Source organism: Flavobacterium glycogeni, from assembly GCF_048286775.1.
Lineage (GTDB): Bacteria > Bacteroidota > Bacteroidia > Flavobacteriales > Flavobacteriaceae > Flavobacterium.
On record NZ_JBLVPV010000001.1, the window covers coordinates 138,007 to 158,641 of the forward strand.

Genomic DNA, 20,635 nt, shown 5'->3' on the forward strand with positions numbered 1-20,635 from the left:
ATGGATGCTTTTTTTATTTTAGACTATAAAAATACGATATGGAAATTATAATAATAGGAGGAGGATTTGCAGGATTGAATCTTGCTAAAGAACTAGTAAATGAAAAAGGAATCAATGTAACACTCGTTGACAAAAATAATTATAATTTCTTCCCACCACTAATATATCAGGTTGCTACTGCCTTTTTAGAACCCTCAAGTATCAGTTACCCATTTCGAAAGTTTTTTTCGGGTAAAAAAAATCTACAATTCCGTTTAGGAAACTTACTAAAAGTAAACTCTTCAGAAAATAAAATCATTCTTAACAATGGAGAATTAGAATACGATTACTTGGTTTTTGCCACAGGTGCTGAAACCAGTTATTTTGGAATGGAAAACGTAAAGAAAAATGCCATTCCAATGAAAACGCTCAATGATGCCATTGTAATGCGTAACACACTACTTAAAAATTTAGAAAAGGCAGCCATTTGCAAAGACATTCGCGAACGCAGAAAATTGTTAACCATTGTGGTTGCCGGCGGTGGACCTACAGGTGTTGAAGTTTCGGGAATGTTTGCTGAGATGCGTAAAAATATTTTGCTGAAAGAATACCCGGAATTAAGTACTACAGCGAGTAATATTTATCTAGTTGATGGTGCCAATGCCGTATTATCTCCAATGAGTAAAGCTTCACAGGAAGATACGCTTGAAGCGCTGACAAAATTAGGTGTTGTAGTAAAATTAAATACCACTGTTGTGGATTATATCGATGACACGGTATATTTTGCTGATGGTGAAACGATACAAACCAAAAATTTAATTTGGGCTGCGGGAGTTTCTGCAAAAGTTTTCGAAGGAATTCCAACTGAAAGTTATGGTCGTGGAAAAAGAATGGCAACTGATGCTTTTAATAAAGTTAATGGTACTGAAAATATTTTTGCAATCGGCGATACTTGTATTCAACTTACAGATTCCGATTTCCCTAATGGTCATCCGCAAGTGGCACAAGTTGCGATTCAACAAGGAATAAATTTGGCGAATAACTTTAAGTTAACAAACCAAAACAAGCCATTAAAACCCTTTAAATATAAAGATAAAGGATCTATGGCTATAATTGGTAAAAATAAGGCTGTGGTTGATTTACCAAAACCTAAAATGCATTTCAAAGGATTTTTTGCCTGGATAATATGGCTCTTCATTCACCTCATTTCATTGATAACGTATCGCAACAGGGTGAAAACATTCTTCAATTGGATGATTGCATATTTTGCAAAAGATCAATCTTTACGTATGATTATCAGACCTGATAAAAAAGTAAAAACAGAACCAAAACAATAATAGATTCAAATCTACAATTAATGAACTATTGCAATTCCTTCATCGTGAGAAGTTACAATAGTTTTTTTTATGTTTCGTTTTCCAAGAATTAAAATGATTAACGCCAAAATTGTTGAAACAGTCATAATCACAACCATTGGTAAAATAGAATTTTTTACAAAAACACCAACGGCAAATGAAGCTAAAGCTCCTAATCCTAATTGAATAGCACCCATTAATGCTGAGGCACTTCCTGCATTTCGAGCAAAAGGAGCCATGGTAAGCCCTGCTGTATTGGGATTTGAAATTCCTAAACAAGCCAAAAATAAGAATAGCATAGCAATAGTTTCATATAAGCCTAAAAGATCATTTATCGACAATATGAGGAATAAAACACTGATAATTGTCTGCGTAATCAAAGCGCCAAAAATCATTTGTTCACTTTTGAATCTATTTAACAATACAGAATTTAGCTGACTGGCAATAATAAAACTCAAAGACATAAAGGCAAATATCCAACCGTAGGTTTTTGCGTCTACTTTGAAAATATCCATAAATAAAATGGGAGAGGCCGCTACGTAAGTAAATAATCCGGAGAAAGCCACAGATCCTGTAAAAGCATACGTGTAAAACTGGGGTTCTTTTACAATTTTTATAAAATTGGAAATAATAGGTCTGGGTTTTAATGAAATTGAAGTGTCTGGTTTGTGCGTATTTGGCAAACCAATTTGAGCAGCTAAAAGAATGACAATTCCAATGCACATTAATATAAAAAAGACAGTATGCCAACCATAATCTTCCGTGACATAACCACCAATAGTTGGCGCTAACATTGGCGAAAGCCCAACAACCAGCATCAATAAAGAGAATACTTTAGGAATATCTTTTACAGGAAATAAATCACGAACCATAGAAACCGAAGCCACAGTTGCCGCACAACTGCCTACAGCCTGAATGAATCGTAAACCAATAAAAGTATCAATGTCAGTTACAAAAACACAACCTAATGAAGCCAAGATATAAACTAACAAACCTATAAATAATGGCTTTTTTCGACCAAAACGGTCTAATAATGGTCCGTAAAGCAATTGTCCAGCAGAAATTCCAATGAAATAACTGGAAAGAGTCATGGAAACATTAGCAACAGAAGTATTCAAATCTTTAGCAATTCCTGCAAAACCAGGTAAATACATATCAATTGAAAAGGGTCCGAGCGCAGTCAGTGAACCTAAAATTAGAATTAATTTAATATATTTTGTTTTTGTCATTACGGTATCAGTCATGAATTTTTTTAATATTTTGCAAAGGTAAATATTTAAGATCCTAATCAGAGGTTTTGATTCTTTAATATAATGTTATTATTTTGCACTATAATTTATAGTATGTAAAGGATTTTTTTGTATATTTGCCATAGATTTTTATCAATGAGAGGCGAGCAGTTCCACCTGCGTTTGAGCCTCTTTTTTTGTGGTTAATAGTTAAGCTTTTGAAGCTACGCAAGTTAACGGCTACGCATGGTCAATAGGCTACGCCAGTTAACGAATTAATAATTTAGTGCTAAAATTCTACTTTTGTTCGGGTGATATATCCGATTTGAGAACCGCAACTGCCATCTTCATTTTTTGGGTATATTTTTAAATAACGAAAATCCACTTTTCCGCGCCAATATTTTACCATATAGCTTAGATAAGTGGATTTTACTTTGAACCAACAGAAGTTTTTCCCGTTAGTTAATATTCTATCGAAAGTTACCTTTATTAAGGCGTTCTTAATGATTTTTGACATGATATTTGATTTTTATCGCCGAGAGAAGTATTCCACTACTTATTATCTCTCCTTGAAGTTACGACAAATATACATATTTTTTTGATTTGTGTTAAATTATTTTCTTTAGTCATTTAAGGTTAAGAAACAGTCTGAACTTCCGAATATTCAAATTCTCCTAAGTTGTCTGTTATCCATATTTGATCACCTAAACTTAAAGGAAAAGCGTAGTGACCTCCGTAATAGTAATCTAATGGAGTGACCACAATTGAGCCATTATCGAATCTTTGCCTGTTTATAGAAAGATTATACATTCCCGAACAAGTATACATTCTATTTGAAACATCAGCAGGAAAAATGGGGGTGAAACCCGTTACACTTACATTTGTGAGAATTGCTACTTTTTCAACAGGACGAGGACATATTTTTGTGTTTTGTTTCCTGAAATCAGAATCTTTTACAAATGACAAATCAAAAGCTGAAAGCCCCATAATTAAACGCTCGACTTTTGAAAATTCAAGAACCGAATCAAGAGGTTCTTTTACTATCGTTGTGCCATCCATGTAAGCAACAAAAATTAAATCCTCGGGCAAACTCACACATTCACCCTTAACGGGTAAAGGCATGAATTCTAAGGACATATTTCGGGTTAAGTAAGCCAATGTTACCATAGTTAAATTTTTAAGTATTTACGTAAATATTTTAGTTCTTTAGAATCTAAGTATTGAAGTATATCTTTCCTTAGACTTCTACTGTTCGTATCGACCTCATAGTATAATTTCTCTAGTTTGTCGAAATAATTGCGATACAAAACAAGAGTTTCACGAATTGCAATATCATTTTCGGACAAAGTACCCGCAACTGTCTGAATGTTTAAAGGATTGAGGTAATCGTACCAATTAACCAACTTCGCCTGCTGTAAAAAACCAAAGTCAGAAGCCAATTTTTGAGAAGCTGCATGTAATTCTTTTGAAGCTGTGATTTTCAATCTCTTTTGTGCCTGAGTTAAAGGATTTTGATTTTCTGTCTGTCTATTATCTACAATTACTTGAGCATTTGCAATTTTCCCCTCAACTTGTAACTGTAGTTTAGCTTGCCTAGTCTTTTCGGCCTGTTCATCCATGTATCTTTTCAAGTAGGGTATACCTATCAAAAGTGCCGTAATGAATAGCCAGTATTTTTTAAGAAACTCGATTGCCTGAGTTGCTACATTGGTTTTATTTTGGGTTTTCTTTATCATCTTTGAATAGTTTTGAAACGAAATACAACAGGATTAAAAAAGCCAATAGCGAGAGAATCTTCATCTCCCGCCATAGTGCTAATAGTGGTAATAAATAAGGCATTTTAGCGCTTTTGAGGAACGAAAACCTTGTAAGCAAGGATTAAGAAACCAAGAGTTAAAACTCCTAAAATTTGTGCTTGATGCACCATTGCGAATGTTTTTAATTTTTCCATAATTTGGATTTTTTAGATTTTAGATTAGTGTATAAATTGAGCAAAAAAAAACCCCTAAGAAAACCAGTACAGGGACTAGCGGTTTCAATTTGCTTTTTGAAATGGTTACAGTTAATTGAGGCGTTGAAACCTCACCAAGCAACTGTAGAGCTTCTTCGATGTCTGCATCGGTCACCAATGTATGTGACGCACCTAATTCGACTTTCATAATTGCACGGGCTAAAATGATAAGGAATTTACTGTTTATAGTGGTCAGCTTTTGAGTTGGTTGTACTCCTAATGTTTTACAAACCGCTAGAATATACGCCTTTGTATCGTTCTCGAACGTTGGGGCATATTCATTAATCAAAGCATTCACGGTGTTTTTTCCTTTGTTTATATCGTGAATCAAGTCTTTCAACATGGCACGAATACCGTGCTTTATATCTTTGAACTGTTCAAAGGTTTTATCTTTACTCTGAGGAAAAGGAATCTTACCTTGCCAAGCATCTTTTGTCCTTTTAAGGTTACCCGGGTTGTTGTTTCTTAAGCCTCTGACAGTGTGATTATTCAAAAACGATTTACTCATCTTCTAGCTTTTTTTGAGGTTTCAGTTCTTCCAGTGTAGCTACTGCAAATTCGACGATTTTGACAATTGCCATGATGTAAACACCAAATTTCAAAACGAATTTTAGACCGTTTACTATTCCGTTGATTTTATTCATAATTGAGATTTTTTGCTAAGCCCCCTTAGGGGCATAGTGATTTTACATACTTGAGCTCTGTGTCTGCTTCTTAACAGCAGTTACTTTTATCCAAACTTCAACGCCATCTTTTGTGGCTTTTGATGGTTCAAGCTTGTATAATTTCCCTCCTAATTCCACGTATCCTTTTGAAAATCCCGTGCCCTTTTTGTCTTTACAGCCTATTACTTGGTAAGGGTTCCCAAAACGGTCGTTTGTAATTCTTGCTTTATATGTTGACATATATTTTTTAATTTATTGGTTGTACATTTTGGTTACTAATAACCTCTTTTGGTTTTTTAAACATTTTAAATAAAGTACCAATTGCAAGTATAACTTGTATAACGATCTTTATTATTTCGGTTGTTTGGTTAACAGGGGGGATGTTGTGGACCCCCTCTATTAAACCGATTCCTAGCGTTCCGATTAATGGCTTTACCATCTTGTCTTATTTACAGGCATATTCCATCGTTTTTGACTTGGATGACCTGACTTTTTGAACCAAACTACTGCTAAACCTATTAAAGCGACTCCTCCGACTATGATAGCCGTCATGTGCTTTTTAAACCAAGATTTAATACTTTGGTCAGCTAATTCAGCCCCAATGTTTCCAGCTACTTCTTTTGTTGCTTGTGACGTTTGAGCTATCATTTCATTAGTAGCACCTTTTGAAAAAGCTTTAAAAACACTTCCCGCTTGCTGTCCTACAACCGCTCCCGATTGTTGCGCTAATGCTTGAGCTTGTGCTTCATAGGCTTGTGCCAATTCAAGTTTCCCTTGTTGTTCCGCTAATTTAGCCTGCTTTTTAGCCTCATGAGCAGCACTTGCTCCCTCGACTATATTCTGGGCTAATCCTCCTGCGATGGGTATCATTGACAATAGGGGAGTACCTAATTTGACAACGTTTTTAAGGGAGATTTGCTTGACTCCCTTTTTTACCGCCGATCCTAATTTCTTAAAGAATCCCATTATGCTTCTAATCTTACAATTAAGTTGATGATAGCACCTTGAATCTTTCTGACTTCAATAGCTTTTACACCAAACAACGGAAGTTGTAATTTTGAAGCAAAGGCACCTTTAATCGTTCCGTCTTGTTTCACATACGCCACTGGGTCAACTGAACGAGACAACACACGTAATTCATGCAACGTGTACTTTACTACCACATCATTGAAAAAGGTATACGAAACCTCTTCGATAGTGTTTGAATTGTCAAGCAAAGCTAAATCGCAATCAACCACTTCAAATGTTTTGTTTTTTTCGTCTTGAGCCATCGACTTGTTTTCGAAAGAAAGCGTCTTGTGTGATGTCTGGGGCATTTCAATACCGTTAATCACATACGTTTCCGCAGTTTTCAAACCTTGCAATTGGATTTTGATAACGTCTTTTTCGCCCAGTTGGATTGCCCCATCTTCGCAAATTTCACATTCAGCCGTTGTTTTGTAGATTGGGTCTGATGTCACAGCATCCCCGTTAAAAGTGGTCAAGTAGACGAAATCAGCTAACCCCATGAAACCTTTTGTGATTTCTTCGTTACCTGTTGCTTTTTCTACTTCAACTTTTATTTGCTCAGTTGTAAATGCTTCAACATCTAGAGTGGAGGAAATGATTAAAGCCCCGATTGATTTTGTAACAAGTAATACGGGGGACTTCGTTACGTTTTGACCTTGTGAATTGAATAACTCCATGTTTATTTCATATTTGATTAGTATTATTATTGGCACAAATTTTGAAATAATAAAAGCCGAGAATATCGGCTTTTAGACTATTGAGTATTTTTAGGTACTTTTGAAGATTTTAAGTGATTTTAAAATATTGTTTGAAGTGGGAGAAAAGAACGGTTTTAAGTCCGTATTCCTTCTTAATGTCCGTTAAGTACTGTTTTGCAGTGCTTTCCGATATAGAAATCAGTAGGTATTCGATATCTTTGAATGATAATTTTTGATAATCCGTGTAATTTTTGGTATCTGCCATGATTCGGGGTTTTTAATAGGGGAGTGGTAGGACACTCCCCTTTTTATTTATATGGATATTGAGTTAAAAGATGAATTGTAATACTTGCAATTATTGTTATTGCAATAAAAATTAAAGCATTGATTTTTTGTTTTGTCATTTAAAATAATGTTAGTTGGTTAATTGGTGGTAATTTTGAGACATCTACCAAAGGGATGAAAATCTCTTTTTCGCTTTTATTTTGATTTGAAAAGAACTGTTTGCAGGTTTCCGATTTAAAGACGATTTCCGTCCATTTCGAGCAAATTCCAGCGTGAGCCGTTTGAGCATCTTTTTCGTGTTTTGAGCCATCGAAATAGTAGCAATTTTCGCATTTTTCAGTCATAGTTTTTAAAATTTAAGATTAGCAAATCTGCTAAATGAATCCCGACTATCATTAGTCGGGATTTTGCCTATTTTGGAGGTGATAATTTTAGGCGATTTCTGAGACAATTTATTTGTACCAATCTTACCGTAAAATCACCCTCATTAAAAGAGCTTTTTACCTCCATTTTTACCCCCATTTCAAAAATTAATTGATAGCTACTAATTAGCTTATTTTGTAGTTTAATGGTTTTTGATTTTTTCATGTTCCTAAGTTTTTTATTAAGTTATTTTAAGTAAATTTCAATTTTGCCGTACTTTCTAAATTTCAATGTAATCTTATTTGTTTTTTGATTTTTAATAGCTAAGAGAACCTTATTTGCGTTCTTTTGAGTTATATACTTTGGTAAAGTATTTTTTGACACTAAAAACCTTGAAAAATTATAGATCTGATTTTTTGGACTAAAAACTATATTTACATCACTCATACGCCAAGATTTTTCAAAAAATGACCACTTCTATCATTTTGCAGAATTTCTGCTTTTAAATTTTTATCTCTGTTTTTTAAATCATCAATCAATTTTTTTGCTTTTGATTTTGTTCTGCTCTTTGAACTCGCATCCTCAATTAAATAAGTAAATCCTAAAAGTTTTTCCTCATCAAATCCGAGTTTAATTAAATTTTCTTGATAAAACTGTACCATTATATCCATAGGACTTAGTTCTTTATCTACGTTAGACTTTTGTTTTGGTTCTATATAGTGTTTTAGTCCACTTTGCGCTATTAATTTTAAATCTTTGGGGTTGGCACTTAATAAATCAAACAAGGTTTTAAAGTCAGCTTTAAACCCTTTGTTAATCAAATATTCTTTGTGTTTATGTGCCTTAATGGTAAATTCGTATCGAACCAAATTATCAACTATTGACGTTTTCATAGGTTCTAAGTATGCTTTATAGAAAACTATTGATTTTGAAAGCAATTCAAAACCTTTGTGATAGATTTTGCAGTATGGGGCAGTATTTGAAGCTTTTTCACGTTTATTAAAATCCATTCCTAAATTGAATGTGTTTTTTTGCGAGTTCGATTGAGAAATGTGATGAATGAGCGGAAGCTTTCCGGAATTTGGATTTTGTAGAATAAAACTAAAAGCCGTTTTCAAGCTTTTTAAGTCAATCAGTTGATTAATACATATGTCAATGTCTGAAACTAGACCCTGTAAAAAATCTTTTTTGGATATTTTAAGTACACCGAAATCATTTATATCGTCAACAATAGCACCGTAATTTTTATATGTGATGCCCTCAAAATAATTTTGCTTCAGCATTTTAGCAGAAATTTGAAATACTACATATTCATGCGCCATTTTTTTTGCATCTATAAATGCTTTTATATAGATACGGTAAGTTATACCATTTACTATTTTTACAAATGGTTCTGCTTTTCTAAAAGAATCGCCTAAATATTCGTTTACAATTCCTTCATTATCTAATTCCTGTATGCTTGGATAATAAGCGATATAATCAGTTATTAATCGTTGGTCGAGTATCTGAACTTTGTCAAGCTTGACTCGTATTTTTAGCGAATCTATTAAGCCAGTGTTAAACATATAATAATTATTAATGTTAAACAATTGACTATCAGGAATGTAAAATATAGTAATGCACTATAATTTATATTATGTAAAATAGATTTTTTAATTACAACCAAAGAATCAATTTAAGTAAAACAAAAAAGCATCACCTATTGGTAATGCCTTTTAGAATTTAAAAATAATTTTATTGTACAGCAATTGGTATGCTCCAGTTATCCCAACTTAAAGCAATACTGTTTTTATCAATTGTATAAACTAATTTTTCAGCTGTTGATTTTGCAATTTGCTGTTTAACAGTAACTCTTAACTGATCTTCTTTTTCTTTATATTTATAAGCTCCCCATTGTTTAGCTTCTTTATTAAAGATGATAATACATTCTTTTTCATTTGGTATAATAAAGAAAGAATATTTACCTGCAGGTAATTTAGATCCGTCAATAGTTAGCTCTTTGTCAGTTTCGAAAGTTGTGGCGTCGTTTGCACCAGCACGCCAAACTTGATTGAATGGCACTAATTTACCCCAGATTTCTCTGGCTCTGACAGATGGACTTCCATAATTGATACTAATGGTTGCGCCATTAATTTTCCCTGAAACAACCTCTTTTGTACTGGAAGGTTTCTCTTGAGCATTTAAAGAATTTACAATCAAAAATGCGATAAGTAAAAGATGTATTTTTTTTAGTAATCTCATGATTTAAAATGATTTAGTTTATCCTATAAAAATAAAACAACTTCATTTAATTTAGCATAATTCTCTTTAATTTTAAGAAAAAATTAAGAACTTTATAAATTAGTTGTTTTACTACAATAATGACAGCATTATAATTTATTATTTTATTATTTTTACAAACAATACACCATTTATTTGACCAACTTATGAATACAATTGCTGAGCACATTGCCGATTTTTTAAAGGAATATCCGCCATTTAATCACTTGACATTTGAAGAATTATCTCAAATAGCGGTGAGTATTCGCGTTGTAAACTTAGAAAAACATAAAACATTATTTCAAATTAATGATGTGTTGCATGACAGTTTTTATGTTGTTGCTTCAGGTACTATCAATTTATCTGTCATTTCAGATGCTGAAGAAACGTTATTAAATAAGTGTCATGAAGGTGATATTTTTGGTTTGCGTCCATTTTTTGCCAAGAATAATTATATGATGACGGCCAAAGCCAGAGAAGAAAGCATTGTTTACGCTATTCCAATCGCAACTTTCCGCCCATTTGTAGTCAATAATTCAGAAGTTTTGAACTTTTTGTTGGAGAGTTTTGCAACAAATACGCGAAATCCAAAAGACAAAGAAAATTTAAGAGGTAAACTTATCTCTGATAATGTTTTCTATTCTGACCAACAATCTGAAATGCAGTATTTTCAATCGTTATCCTATAATACTTCACCATTAAAGGCAACAATTACAGCAGTTGTGCAAGATATTGCTCAGCAAATGACTGAAACATTAAAAAACAACATTATCATTTGTGACAATAACTTTCCTATCGGAATTGTGACTGACACTGATATGCGTTCCAAAATTGCAACCGGTCGATTTCCTGTAACAGTTTCCGTAGGCAAAATAATGTCATCACCAGTTATTACTGTTGTGGAGAACGTTTCCTTGGCTGAAGCTCAATTACTAATGCTGAAGCATAATGTAACCCATTTATGCGTAACACAAGACGGAACTGATAAATCTGATGTAAAAGGAGTCATTTCTGAACATGATTTGATAGTTGCCCAAGCAAATAATCCCGGTGTTTTAATTAAAGAGATTAAGCGTTCACAAAACCCTAAGGAATTAAAACAAATTCGAGAACGTTTAACGGATTTGATTCAAACCTCTATTTCTAAAAACATACCGCTTTCTCACGTTTTCAATATTGCCAGCGAAATTAATTTAGCCATTATCAAACGTTCTGTAGAATTATCTATTTTAGATTTAGGTTCCCCTCCTGCCCGTTTTGCTTGGTTGAGTATTGGAAGCCAAGGAAGAAAAGAACAGTTATTGTTAACGGATCAGGACAGCATCTTGATTTTCGAAGATGTTTCGGCAGACAAGTATCGAGAGGTCAAAGATTACTTCCTTAAACTTGGAAAAAGAACAACTGCAACACTTGAAAAAATTGGTTATGAATTATGTCCAAACGGACACATGGGAAGTAACATGCTTTGGTGTAAATCACTGACAGACTGGTCTAAACAATACGACAGTTGGATGAATACTCCTGGTGAAAACAGCAATGATTTGAGCAGTATATTTTTTGATTATGAAATTATTTTTGGAGAACAAAAAATTGAAGATGCCATTGGAAACGTAGTCTTCAAAAATGCAAAAAACAATACCCTGTTCTTTGATTTCTTAGGAAATGATGCGTTGAGAAAAAACTCTCCTTTAAGTTTTTTCAAAAAATTCAATGTTGAGGAAGAAGGCCCTAATAAAGATAAATTTGATATAAAAACGCGTGCTTTGATGCCATTGATTGATGGCGCCCGTTTATTTACCTTATGTTTTGACATACGAGGAATCAACAACACCTTTCAGAGATTCAAGCAGTTAGCAATTGCAGATCCTAAACATGCTGAAATTTATCTTAATTCTGCGGAAGCCTTTTTGACTTTATCAAAATTTAGAACATTGGAAGGTTTAAAAAATGATAATTCAGGCCAATTTATAAATTTGGAAGAATTATCAAAAATTGATAAAGAAAAATTAAAAAATGCTTTAGCTCCTATGAGAGAATTGGAAGAATTAATAAAAAATAAATTTCAACTTACTCAATTTTCATAATTATGTTAGACTGGTTAAAAAACATTAATAAAGAATATCCCGAATTTTGGAAGACCTATCTTTCTAAATTTGATAAGAAATCAACCCGATTTGTTGTTTTATCAACAGAAACTTCCGGCTTGAATCCTGTCAAAGATGTTATTTTATCCATTGGTTCATTTGCAGTAATCGATGACAGTATTGTTATTGGCGATAGTTTTGAAGCGGTATTGCTACAATACAAGTTTCTTCATGATAATGGTCTTTCAAATGAATTTTTGGTGGAAAGTAAAATGAAAAAACTTGGCGAACCCGATACTATAAAATTATTGATAGAGTTTATCGGGAATTCCGTTTTAGTGGGTCATCACATTGATTTTGATGTTGAAATGATTAACGCAGCATTAGAAAGACTTGACTGTGGAAGATTAAAAAACGAAGCTTTAGATGTTGATATTATGCATAGAAAACTGCATGATATTAATGATAAACAATTTTCTCTTGATGAACTTTGTACGGTATATAATATTCCTAAAAGTGACCGAAATTCTTCTGCTGAAAATGCTTATAAAACGTCGTTATTATTCTTAAAATTAAAATCAAAACTGGGAATAAAATAATATTATTCTAATCAATCAAGGTAATTCCTTCCCAAAATCGCCCGTGATGGCTTATAGAAACGGGTTTAATTATTTTAGTTTGCTCGTCAATTATAAAAGGAATTCCATTAGCTTTACTAACTATCTCGTTTGAATTTAATTTTTTTATAGTATCAAAATTTTCTTTTTTCACCACGGCAATCGTATGTATAAATGCATTAGAAATTATAGTTTTAGTAAAATACGTATTCCCTTTTATTGAAACCCAACCTGAAATTTCATTTTCATAGACACATTCTAATTGTAAAGGGAAATACCCTCTAATTCCCGTTTCTCTGTTGTAGATTTTATAAGCAGCTTCCTTTCTGCTCCATAAATTCCAAACCATTATTTCAGAGTTTTCGGTATCAGCAATGAGTAATTGTTCTTTTACAGTAAAGATTTTGTCTAAAAACCGGTTCCGTTTCCAATTACTTTCTTTTCTGGCCAAAGCCAAATCTACTATGTCGTTTCCAATCATTTTTTTACTGACTTTTTTACCGCAAATACACTATTTTTTTTCTGATATTTTGGTTTCAATAATTTCCAATGCTGATTTTACGTTAACCATGCGCTCCATAGCTTCATTGTCAATTACAATATCATATTTCTCTTCTATATCCAAAATAACATCTACTAAATTAGCAGAATTGATCTTTAAGTCATTTATAAAATCAGTATCTTCCGTAAGCACATCAAAAGCTTCTTGATTTTGGATATACGGCTTTATTATATTTTTTAATTCTTCAATTGTTTGTTCTTTATTCATATTGCTTGGTTATTTAGTTTACAGTTATTAAAAAACTTAAAAATCAATATTTTAACAGTTAAATTCCAGTTGTTAATTATTGATTTTCGGATTTGGCTCACTTTGATTCGGGAAGAGATTTAAATTTCTTAAAAATTACGCATCCATTCACATCTCCAAAGCCAAAACTGGCTTTTGCAATTATATTTAATTCTTTTTCAATCAGTTGTTGTGGTATTCTCGATTCATCAATTATTGCCGTAATTTCAGGATGTAAATCGGCACAATTGATATTAGGGAAAACAAATCCGTGATGCAATTGCAAAACCGAAGCCACACTTTCGATACTTCCCGCTCCCGACAAACAATGACCTACCATTGATTTCAAGGAATTTATGTATGGAAATTCTTTTCCTTTTCTACCCAAAGCTTCACTCCAATTCTGAATTTCTAAACTGTCTTTCGATGTGGCTGTTAAATGTCCGTTGATTGCATCGACATCATTGGCGTTAATTCCTGAGTTTTTCAAAGCATTCTGGATGCATTTTTGTACAGCAATAGGATTTGGAGCTGTCATTGTTCCTAGTCCGCGTTGCCCACCGGAATTTACATTTCCACCTAAAACTTCTGCGTAAATTGTAGCGCCCCGTGCAATCGCAGTTTCTAAATCTTCCATTACCAAAGCTCCTGCTCCACTTCCAGGAACAAATCCTGAAGCACTAGCAGACATTGGCCTTGAGCCTTGTTCCGGATTTTCATTATGCTTAAAAGTACAGACTTTCATCGCATCAAATCCGCCCCAAATATAAGGTCCCGAATCACTGGTACTTCCTGCTAAAATTCTTTTTGCCTGACCTGTTTTAATTCGTTCATATCCCATCAATATACTTTCGGTTCCTGTAGTGCAAGCCGAGGAATTAGTTGTCACTTGGTTTCCTAAACCTAATTTCCCTCCTAAATAAGCGCTAACACCACTATTCATGCTTTGTGCCACAGCTGTACTTCCCAATTTTCGGACTTGTAAATCATCAATTTTGTAGATGCTTTCTCGAAATTTATCGATTCCTGATGTTGCTGTTCCAAAAATAGTTCCGCTGTCCCAATCCGGTTCCTCGTTGATTTCCATCGATAACCCTGCATCTTTCCACGCGTCTATTCCTGCAATTACTCCGTATAAAATACCAGTTGAGTTAAAATTCCGTAATTCTAATTCGGATAAGTATTGCAATGACAATTCAGTAGAAATTTCAGGCTTTCCGGAAATCTGACAGGAAAATTGCAATCTTTCCAACTCAGCGTCGTACTTGATTCCCGAAATTCCGTTTTTGATGGCATGAATGAACGCATCAAGTCCTACTCCATTTGGAGCAACAACACCAAGACCTGTTATAACTACTCTTTTATTCATTTTTTAATGTTAAATAATATTCAATGGCAATAACAATTTCAATAATAATGGCAATGGCAATGGCAAAAAAAAATAATTTCAATTTTAATGCTACTCAAATAAAGTGCTATTGTAACAAAATATTGAAAAAAATCAACTATACTGTTGCTTAATTTATTTTAATCCGGTTTTAGCTCCCTCTCCTTTGGAGAGAGTTGGGGTGAGGATTATTCCCGCAATAGTTCCCATACAAACTTCTTCACCTTTTGCGTTTTTCATGATGACTTTACATTTTAATTTCCCAAATCTAAAATATATTTTTTCCGAAATTACGGTTACTTTTTCATTTGGAAAAACAGGTTTTAAAAATTCAATATCTGTTGATGTTAAAGCAATTGAAGCAGTTTTATTAAATGAATCATCCAATAAAAATATTCCCAGACAAACCAATCCAATTTGCGCCATAACCTCAGTTAAAATCACACCTGGAGTGACTGGCATATCCTTAAAATGTCCTTTATAAAAATCTAGATTTTCATCAAAAGTATACGTTCCTTCAACCTCATTTTCATTGATGTGAAGGATTTCGTCCACAAATAAAAAGGGTTTAGAATACGGTAATTGAGATATTATTTCTTCGTTACTCATTTTTCTGTCTAAAACTGTAATAATACTCTTTGTGCCGAAAATCCGGGACCAAAACTCAGCATCAATCCTTTATCACCTTTTTTTGGATTATCATCCATAATTCGTTCCAAAACATACAAAACAGTAGCGCTCGACATATTCCCGTATAAACGCAAAACTTCTTTGGTGTCGTTTATATTTTTTCCTAAATCAGAAAATAAGCTTTCTACAGTTTGGACAATTTTCTTTCCACCGGGATGAAAAATCAAATGGTCGATATCCTCCATTTTTAAGTTGTTTTTTGTTAAAAACGGATGAATTATATCAGGGAAATGAGATGAAATAGTTTCTGGAACTTCAATATCCAACACCATTTGCAAACCTGAATCCGTTAGTTTAAAACCCATCATGTGGATATTATCATAAAAATGATACATTTCTTCAGCAAGAATTTCCGGTCCTTCATCATTTTCATGGGAAGAAAGCAACACACAAGCGGCTCCATCTCCAAAAATAGCCGCACTAACAATATTTGCCATCGAAAAATCATCCAATTGAAACGTTGCTGACGGGCTTTCAACTGCAATTACTGCTGCCCGTTTCCCCGGATTGGCCTGCAAGAAATTTTTAGCATAAATAATTCCCGAAATTCCTGCTGCACAACCCATTTCAGTAACCGGAAGACGCACAATATCCTGACGTAATTTCAACTTATTGATTAAATAGGCATCTAATGACGGAATCATAATTCCAGTACAGCTCACAGTAATGATGTAATCTAAATCTTCAGGATTCCAATTGGCTTTTTGCAACGCTTTATCCAACACTTTTTCTCCCAGATCAATTACTTCACGAACATAAATATCGTTTCTTTCTTCAAAAGAAGTTTTAGTAAAAACCGCAATGGGATCCATAATAGAATACCGTTTATCAACGGTTGCGCCTTCAAAAATTTTCTTCACTTTTCTGATAAAGCGCTCGTCTTGACCTTCGAGCCAAACATCAAGAAATGGGATAATTTCGTCTGTATTCCTTGAATATTTGGGTAATTGTTTGGTAACACACTTTATTTTTACACTCATAATTTTTTAGCCCCGAATTATATAAATTAACACGAATTTAAAATCTATTATCTATTCGTCTATTGTCTTTTTAGTCTTTCCATATAATCCATTGGTAGCGGAAAGCCCATTTCCATTGAATTTTATATTTTTTAAAATTTAATTTTTCTGAAAAAAGAACCAATTCTTCTTTTTTAAAACCTCTTAGAATTGAAGTTAATCCATCCTGTCTCGGTACACTATTCAATCTAAACACAAAACATAGTACTTGAAATAATCGGTATGCAACGGTGCTTCTATGCAAGTCATTAATAACAATTCCAACATTCGAATTTTTATAAAACACATTCAATAAATCAATAATCTCACTGTCTTTAAAATGATGCAACGTTAACGTGCAAAGTACAATATCATATTTTAATTCCTCAAAAGGTTTATCAAATATATCCTGACAACGGTAACTAATAGTTGGATAATTTTCAGATAATTTCTGAGCATGATTAATGGTAAAATTATTAGCATCAACCCCAATTAATTGAAAATTCAAATTGTTTTTTAACCCATAATCGGCTAATGTTCGTAACATAGCTCCATTTCCACATCCTATATCTACTATTGTGATTCCTTTTGATTTAGGAATATTTGCTGTCAATTCCTGAACTCCTTGTAAAGTTAAGAGGTTTCCTCCTAAAAGTTGGTTAATTTTGGCAATTTTATCCAACGCATCACGCAAGATTTCTCCTTCCATGGCAAAATTATCCATCGTTTCAAGCGTATCAGTTCTGAATTTGGTATTTAGAAACATCTATAGATTTAAAGTTATGGGATTTCCGTGCGTTTTCTTTATAATTTTGGATAATAAAAATGGAAATATAATTAATATACACATCAATGTTACTGAAAGTTTTTGTTTTTGCAAAAGATTCGATAACAATCGGCCCGTTTTAAGCCTTTTCTTGAAATTAAAATTCCATTCCTGAATGTATTTTTCTTCTAGTTCATTTCTGTATTCAATTTCATTGGTATAATATTTAGTAACTAATTCTGAAACAATTTTGGCGCTGTGGATAGCCATTGCCATTCCGTTGCCACACAAAGGATGAATTAGTCCTGCTGTATCGCCAATCATTAAAATATGATTTTCAACGGCTTGTTTTTTCTCAAAAGAAATTTGGCTTATGGTTAAAGGTTTTTCAAAAAGCAAATTACTTTTTTCGAAAATTGCTTTTAAATGTGGATTTTGAAAAACTACCTTGTTTTGATATTCCTCTATATTTTTAAACTGTTTGAAAGTCTCGTAATCTGCTAAATAACAGATGTTAATTCTGTCCTTTTCGACTTTAGAAACACCACAATATCCTCCTTTAAAATTGTGCAAACCAACCAAATCATTAGGAAAACTTCCCGAATAATGTGCCTTTATGGCTAACCAAGGAGACTTTTTCCGGATGAAATCGCGATTCAATTTCTGATCAATATTAGAACGTTTTCCGAAAGCACCGATTACAATTTCTGATTTTAAGATCGTTTGATTTGAAGTAGTAATGGTAAACTCGTTTTTATCAAAAACTACGGTTTCAACACTATCCAGAAGAATTTCGCAACCATTTGCAATTGCTTTTTTATACAAATACTCATCCAGTGCATAACGGCTAATTCCAAATCCACCCAAAGGTAAAACACTTTTAATTGTTTTTCCGCTTGCTGTTGAAAACTCAAGTTTTGTGATATTTGTGGGATTTAAATCGGCTATGTTTAAATCCAACCAATTGAAATAAGGCAAGACCTCATTAGATATGTATTCGCCGCAAACCTTATGCTTTGGGAATTCGTTTTTTTCAATTACAGTAACCTGAAGTCCAATTTTAGACAAATGAATCGCCGCAGTCAATCCTGCTAAACCACCACCAATAATTAAAACTTCATTGTTTTTCATAGAGAAGTAAATTTATGGATTTGTTTGAGAATGCAGCTATATTATTTCATATAAAACTTACATAATTATTGGATATAAAATAAGCGCTACTTTCCTATTCTTATTCAAAAAAAAGCCGTTTGTTACAAACGGCTCCTAATTAATTTATAATTTTCCTTCTTTAATTTCTTCTACAATCTCAGGGTTTAAAAGTGTTGAGATATCACCAAAATTTGAATAATCCCCTTCGGCTATTTTGCGAAGAATTCTACGCATGATTTTTCCGGAACGGGTTTTAGGTAAACCGGAAACAAACTGAATTTTGTCTAACTTGGCAATCGGTCCAATGTGATCTGAAATATGTTGATTTATTTCCTTGCTTAGATTTTCTCTATCACGATATTCACCGGTTTCTTTTAAAATAACAAAACCATATAAAGCATTTCCTTTTATGTCGTGCGGGAATCCTACAATAGCACTTTCTGCCACGGCCGGATGCTCATTTATGGCATCTTCAATTGGTGCAGTTCCTAAATTATGACCCGAAACAATCACCACATCATCTACGCGTCCCGTAATTCTGTAATAACCTACTTCGTCACGCAAAGCACCGTCTCCAGTGAAATATTTACCTGGAAAAGCACTGAAATAAGTGTCTTTATAGCGTTGATGATCACCCCAAATGGTTCTGGCAATTCCAGGCCAAGGAAATTTAATACAAAGACTTCCCGTAACCTGATTGCCTTCTATTTCATTGCGTTTATCATCCATAAGAACAGGTTGAATTCCCGGTAATGGCAAGGAAGCATAAGTAGGTTTTGTTGGGGTTACAAAAGCAATTGGTGAAATCATTATTCCTCCGGTTTCCGTCTGCCACCATGTATCAACAACAGGGCATCGCTTTCCTCCTACGTGATCATTGTACCAATGCCATGCCTCTTCGTTGATAGGTTCTCCAACAGATCCTATCACTTTTAAAGACTTCATAGGATATTTTTGTACATAATCTAAACTCTCTTTTGCCAAGGCTCGGATAGCGGTTGGCGCCGTATAAAACTGCGTCACTTTATGCTTTTCGATGGTTTCCCAAAAACGGCTAAAATCTGGATAGGAAGGAACTCCTTCAAAAATTACGGTTGTTGCACCATTCAATAGTGGCCCGTAAAGAATGTAAGAATGTCCGGTTATCCAACCAATATCGGCGGTACACCAAAAAATATCGTTTTCTTCGTAATTAAATACATTTTTAAAGGTATAAGCGGTATACACCATATAACCCGCTGTGGTATGCACCATTCCTTTTGGTTTTCCTGTAGAACCAGAAGTATATAGAATAAACAATGGATCCTCAGAATCCATAATTTCTGCTACATTATTGTCTGAAGCTTCCTCTAAAAGCGGTTGTAACCATTGGTCACGACCTTCTTGCATATTTATAGCAGTATTCGTTCTTTTGACAACCAATACGGTTGAAACACCAGAACAGTTTATCAGTGCTTCGTCAATTATTCCTTTTAAATCGATAGTTTTATTACCGCGATAGCCACCATCAGATGTGATAACCATTTTACAATCACTGTCATTTATTCTTGTTGCCACTGCTGAAGCCGAAAATCCTGCAAAAACAACGGAATGTATTGCTCCAATTCTTGCACAAGCCAAAGTTGTAATGGCTAATTCAGGAATCATAGGTAAATAGATACAAACTCTATCTCCTTTTTTTATGCCTTGTTCACGCAGTACATTTGCCATTTTACAAACGCGCTGATGTAATTCATTATAGGTAATATGCAATGCTGTTTCTGATGGATCATTGGGTTCGAAAATAATGGCCGTTTTTTCTCCTCTTTTTGCAAGATGCCTGTCAATACAGTTTTTAACGATATTTACTTTTGCTTCAGTAAACCATTTCACTTCGGCCTCCCCCATATTAAAATCAACAACTTTATCCCATTGTTGGTACCACGTAAAGTTTTCTTCTGCTATTTTTCCCCAAAATTTTCTTGGTTCACGAACTGATTTATTATAATGTTTAAAATATTGTTCTAAATTTTGAATTTTATAGTAGCTCATGTTATAATTTTTTATAAAAGTATTAAATCTCTCGCTATTCTTAAAATTATTTAAATTATAAATACCTACAAAAAAAAATGAATTATCAAATAAAAAAGCACTTTTACTGTTAATCTGTTTAATTCTTATCGTTTTTTACAAAATAAGTAAAATACAAAAAGGCAAGATAGATTTAAGTCCACCTCGCCTTTGTATCAACAAAATTTAACAACAATTATTTTAAGACTATAAACGATGATTTTTTAAACTATAATTAACCAAAATAATTCAG

General features: G+C 33.4%; 24 protein-coding genes. 3 read left to right on the plus strand and 21 right to left on the minus strand.

Annotation, left to right across the window (positions count from 1 at the left end):
• The first annotated feature begins 38 nt into the window (after nt 1-38).
• A complete protein-coding gene (locus ACNQGX_RS00610) occupies nt 39-1,316 on the plus strand; it encodes an NAD(P)/FAD-dependent oxidoreductase (protein ID WP_417973066.1) in 1,278 nt (425 codons plus the stop codon).
• 17 nt (nt 1,317-1,333) lie between these two features.
• On the opposite strand, the gene ACNQGX_RS00615 is transcribed toward ACNQGX_RS00610, so the two are convergent.
• From ACNQGX_RS00615 to ACNQGX_RS00675, 13 genes are all read right to left on the minus strand, one after another.
• Nucleotides 1,334-2,563 carry a multidrug effflux MFS transporter gene (locus ACNQGX_RS00615; RefSeq protein ID WP_417973381.1) on the minus strand — a complete coding sequence of 410 codons (1,230 nt, stop codon included), beginning with the start codon at nt 2,561-2,563 and terminating at the stop codon, nt 1,334-1,336.
• Between the two features lie 289 nt (nt 2,564-2,852).
• Nucleotides 2,853-3,080 carry a hypothetical protein gene (locus ACNQGX_RS00620; RefSeq protein WP_417973068.1) on the minus strand — a complete coding sequence of 76 codons (228 nt, stop codon included), beginning with the start codon at nt 3,078-3,080 and terminating at the stop codon, nt 2,853-2,855.
• Between the two features lie 119 nt (nt 3,081-3,199).
• A complete protein-coding gene (locus ACNQGX_RS00625) occupies nt 3,200-3,730 on the minus strand; it encodes a hypothetical protein (RefSeq protein WP_417973070.1) in 531 nt (176 codons plus the stop codon).
• 2 nt (nt 3,731-3,732) lie between these two features.
• A complete protein-coding gene (locus ACNQGX_RS00630; protein ID WP_417973072.1) occupies nt 3,733-4,299 on the minus strand; it encodes a DUF1110 domain-containing protein in 567 nt (188 codons plus the stop codon).
• A 234-nt stretch (nt 4,300-4,533) separates the two neighbouring features.
• Nucleotides 4,534-5,082, minus strand: a complete 549-nt coding sequence (locus ACNQGX_RS00635; protein ID WP_417973074.1) for a hypothetical protein — start codon at nt 5,080-5,082, stop codon at nt 4,534-4,536.
• Nucleotides 5,075-5,218: a hypothetical protein gene (locus ACNQGX_RS00640; RefSeq protein ID WP_417973077.1), complete on the minus strand. Its 144-nt coding sequence runs from the start codon at nt 5,216-5,218 to the stop codon at nt 5,075-5,077. The genes ACNQGX_RS00635 and ACNQGX_RS00640 overlap by 8 nt, the downstream gene beginning before the upstream one ends.
• Before the next feature lie 42 nt (nt 5,219-5,260).
• On the minus strand, nt 5,261-5,479 hold the full coding sequence (locus ACNQGX_RS00645; RefSeq protein ID WP_417973079.1) for a hypothetical protein: 219 nt from the start codon (nt 5,477-5,479) through the stop codon (nt 5,261-5,263).
• 192 nt (nt 5,480-5,671) lie between these two features.
• Entirely contained in the window at nt 5,672-6,109 is a 438-nt protein-coding gene (locus tag ACNQGX_RS00650) for a hypothetical protein (protein ID WP_417973081.1), read from the minus strand.
• Between the two features lie 95 nt (nt 6,110-6,204).
• Complete coding sequence (locus tag ACNQGX_RS00655) at nt 6,205-6,924, minus strand: hypothetical protein (RefSeq protein ID WP_417973083.1); 720 nt, start codon at nt 6,922-6,924, stop codon at nt 6,205-6,207.
• A 109-nt stretch (nt 6,925-7,033) separates the two neighbouring features.
• Complete coding sequence (locus ACNQGX_RS00660) at nt 7,034-7,210, minus strand: hypothetical protein (protein ID WP_417973085.1); 177 nt, start codon at nt 7,208-7,210, stop codon at nt 7,034-7,036.
• 139 nt (nt 7,211-7,349) lie between these two features.
• On the minus strand, nt 7,350-7,574 hold the full coding sequence (locus ACNQGX_RS00665; RefSeq protein WP_417973087.1) for a hypothetical protein: 225 nt from the start codon (nt 7,572-7,574) through the stop codon (nt 7,350-7,352).
• 462 nt (nt 7,575-8,036) lie between these two features.
• Nucleotides 8,037-9,182, minus strand: coding sequence for a hypothetical protein (locus ACNQGX_RS00670; protein ID WP_417973089.1), 1,146 nt, complete (start codon nt 9,180-9,182; stop codon nt 8,037-8,039).
• A gap of 145 nt (nt 9,183-9,327) precedes the next feature.
• Nucleotides 9,328-9,834: a DUF2911 domain-containing protein gene (locus ACNQGX_RS00675; RefSeq protein WP_417973091.1), complete on the minus strand. Its 507-nt coding sequence runs from the start codon at nt 9,832-9,834 to the stop codon at nt 9,328-9,330.
• A 185-nt stretch (nt 9,835-10,019) separates the two neighbouring features.
• Here ACNQGX_RS00675 and ACNQGX_RS00680 point away from each other — a divergent pair, with 185 nt between their 5' ends.
• A complete protein-coding gene (locus ACNQGX_RS00680; RefSeq protein ID WP_417973093.1) occupies nt 10,020-11,936 on the plus strand; it encodes a DUF294 nucleotidyltransferase-like domain-containing protein in 1,917 nt (638 codons plus the stop codon).
• A 2-nt stretch (nt 11,937-11,938) separates the two neighbouring features.
• Nucleotides 11,939-12,535, plus strand: a complete 597-nt coding sequence (locus ACNQGX_RS00685; protein ID WP_417973095.1) for a 3'-5' exonuclease — start codon at nt 11,939-11,941, stop codon at nt 12,533-12,535.
• A gap of 7 nt (nt 12,536-12,542) precedes the next feature.
• On the opposite strand, the gene ACNQGX_RS00690 is transcribed toward ACNQGX_RS00685, so the two are convergent.
• The 8 genes from ACNQGX_RS00690 to acs form a co-directional block, all read right to left on the minus strand.
• On the minus strand, nt 12,543-13,034 hold the full coding sequence (locus ACNQGX_RS00690; protein ID WP_417973097.1) for a 4'-phosphopantetheinyl transferase family protein: 492 nt from the start codon (nt 13,032-13,034) through the stop codon (nt 12,543-12,545).
• 30 nt (nt 13,035-13,064) lie between these two features.
• Complete coding sequence (locus ACNQGX_RS00695) at nt 13,065-13,322, minus strand: acyl carrier protein (RefSeq protein WP_417973099.1); 258 nt, start codon at nt 13,320-13,322, stop codon at nt 13,065-13,067.
• A gap of 97 nt (nt 13,323-13,419) precedes the next feature.
• Complete coding sequence (locus ACNQGX_RS00700) at nt 13,420-14,709, minus strand: beta-ketoacyl-[acyl-carrier-protein] synthase family protein (RefSeq protein WP_417973101.1); 1,290 nt, start codon at nt 14,707-14,709, stop codon at nt 13,420-13,422.
• Nucleotides 14,710-14,862: 153 nt separating this feature from the next.
• Complete coding sequence (locus ACNQGX_RS00705) at nt 14,863-15,336, minus strand: 3-hydroxyacyl-ACP dehydratase FabZ family protein (protein WP_417973103.1); 474 nt, start codon at nt 15,334-15,336, stop codon at nt 14,863-14,865.
• 8 nt (nt 15,337-15,344) lie between these two features.
• Complete coding sequence (locus tag ACNQGX_RS00710) at nt 15,345-16,397, minus strand: type III polyketide synthase (RefSeq protein WP_417973105.1); 1,053 nt, start codon at nt 16,395-16,397, stop codon at nt 15,345-15,347.
• Nucleotides 16,398-16,467: 70 nt separating this feature from the next.
• Entirely contained in the window at nt 16,468-17,181 is a 714-nt protein-coding gene (locus tag ACNQGX_RS00715) for a methyltransferase domain-containing protein (protein WP_417973107.1), read from the minus strand.
• Nucleotides 17,182-18,312: an NAD(P)/FAD-dependent oxidoreductase gene (locus ACNQGX_RS00720; protein ID WP_417973109.1), complete on the minus strand. Its 1,131-nt coding sequence runs from the start codon at nt 18,310-18,312 to the stop codon at nt 17,182-17,184.
• 144 nt (nt 18,313-18,456) lie between these two features.
• Nucleotides 18,457-20,364: an acetate--CoA ligase gene (gene acs, locus ACNQGX_RS00725; protein ID WP_417973112.1), complete on the minus strand. Its 1,908-nt coding sequence runs from the start codon at nt 20,362-20,364 to the stop codon at nt 18,457-18,459.
• Nucleotides 20,365-20,635 lie beyond the last annotated feature (271 nt).

Bases quoted from the DNA above. Each gene is read 5' to 3' on its own strand.
- ACNQGX_RS00615 (WP_417973381.1), bottom strand. From the start codon at position 2,563: ATGACAAAAACAAAATATATTAAATTAATTCTAATTTTAGGTTCACTG.
- ACNQGX_RS00645 (WP_417973079.1), bottom strand. From the start codon at position 5,479: ATGTCAACATATAAAGCAAGAATTACAAACGACCGTTTTGGGAACCCT.
- ACNQGX_RS00710 (WP_417973105.1), bottom strand. From the start codon at position 16,397: ATGAGTGTAAAAATAAAGTGTGTTACCAAACAATTACCCAAATATTCA.
- ACNQGX_RS00610 (WP_417973066.1), top strand. From the start codon at position 39: ATGGAAATTATAATAATAGGAGGAGGATTTGCAGGATTGAATCTTGCT.
- ACNQGX_RS00705 (WP_417973103.1), bottom strand. From the start codon at position 15,336: ATGAGTAACGAAGAAATAATATCTCAATTACCGTATTCTAAACCCTTT.
- ACNQGX_RS00665 (WP_417973087.1), bottom strand. From the start codon at position 7,574: ATGACTGAAAAATGCGAAAATTGCTACTATTTCGATGGCTCAAAACAC.
- ACNQGX_RS00700 (WP_417973101.1), bottom strand. From the start codon at position 14,709: ATGAATAAAAGAGTAGTTATAACAGGTCTTGGTGTTGTTGCTCCAAAT.
- ACNQGX_RS00690 (WP_417973097.1), bottom strand. From the start codon at position 13,034: ATGATTGGAAACGACATAGTAGATTTGGCTTTGGCCAGAAAAGAAAGT.
- ACNQGX_RS00650 (WP_417973081.1), bottom strand. From the start codon at position 6,109: ATGATACCCATCGCAGGAGGATTAGCCCAGAATATAGTCGAGGGAGCA.
- ACNQGX_RS00635 (WP_417973074.1), bottom strand. From the start codon at position 5,082: ATGAGTAAATCGTTTTTGAATAATCACACTGTCAGAGGCTTAAGAAAC.
- ACNQGX_RS00620 (WP_417973068.1), bottom strand. From the start codon at position 3,080: ATGTCAAAAATCATTAAGAACGCCTTAATAAAGGTAACTTTCGATAGA.
- ACNQGX_RS00720 (WP_417973109.1), bottom strand. From the start codon at position 18,312: ATGAAAAACAATGAAGTTTTAATTATTGGTGGTGGTTTAGCAGGATTG.
- acs (WP_417973112.1), bottom strand. From the start codon at position 20,364: ATGAGCTACTATAAAATTCAAAATTTAGAACAATATTTTAAACATTAT.
- ACNQGX_RS00680 (WP_417973093.1), top strand. From the start codon at position 10,020: ATGAATACAATTGCTGAGCACATTGCCGATTTTTTAAAGGAATATCCG.
- ACNQGX_RS00630 (WP_417973072.1), bottom strand. From the start codon at position 4,299: ATGATAAAGAAAACCCAAAATAAAACCAATGTAGCAACTCAGGCAATC.
- ACNQGX_RS00625 (WP_417973070.1), bottom strand. From the start codon at position 3,730: ATGGTAACATTGGCTTACTTAACCCGAAATATGTCCTTAGAATTCATG.
- ACNQGX_RS00640 (WP_417973077.1), bottom strand. From the start codon at position 5,218: ATGAATAAAATCAACGGAATAGTAAACGGTCTAAAATTCGTTTTGAAA.
- ACNQGX_RS00675 (WP_417973091.1), bottom strand. From the start codon at position 9,834: ATGAGATTACTAAAAAAAATACATCTTTTACTTATCGCATTTTTGATT.
- ACNQGX_RS00695 (WP_417973099.1), bottom strand. From the start codon at position 13,322: ATGAATAAAGAACAAACAATTGAAGAATTAAAAAATATAATAAAGCCG.
- ACNQGX_RS00715 (WP_417973107.1), bottom strand. From the start codon at position 17,181: ATGTTTCTAAATACCAAATTCAGAACTGATACGCTTGAAACGATGGAT.
- ACNQGX_RS00655 (WP_417973083.1), bottom strand. From the start codon at position 6,924: ATGGAGTTATTCAATTCACAAGGTCAAAACGTAACGAAGTCCCCCGTA.
- ACNQGX_RS00660 (WP_417973085.1), bottom strand. From the start codon at position 7,210: ATGGCAGATACCAAAAATTACACGGATTATCAAAAATTATCATTCAAA.
- ACNQGX_RS00685 (WP_417973095.1), top strand. From the start codon at position 11,939: ATGTTAGACTGGTTAAAAAACATTAATAAAGAATATCCCGAATTTTGG.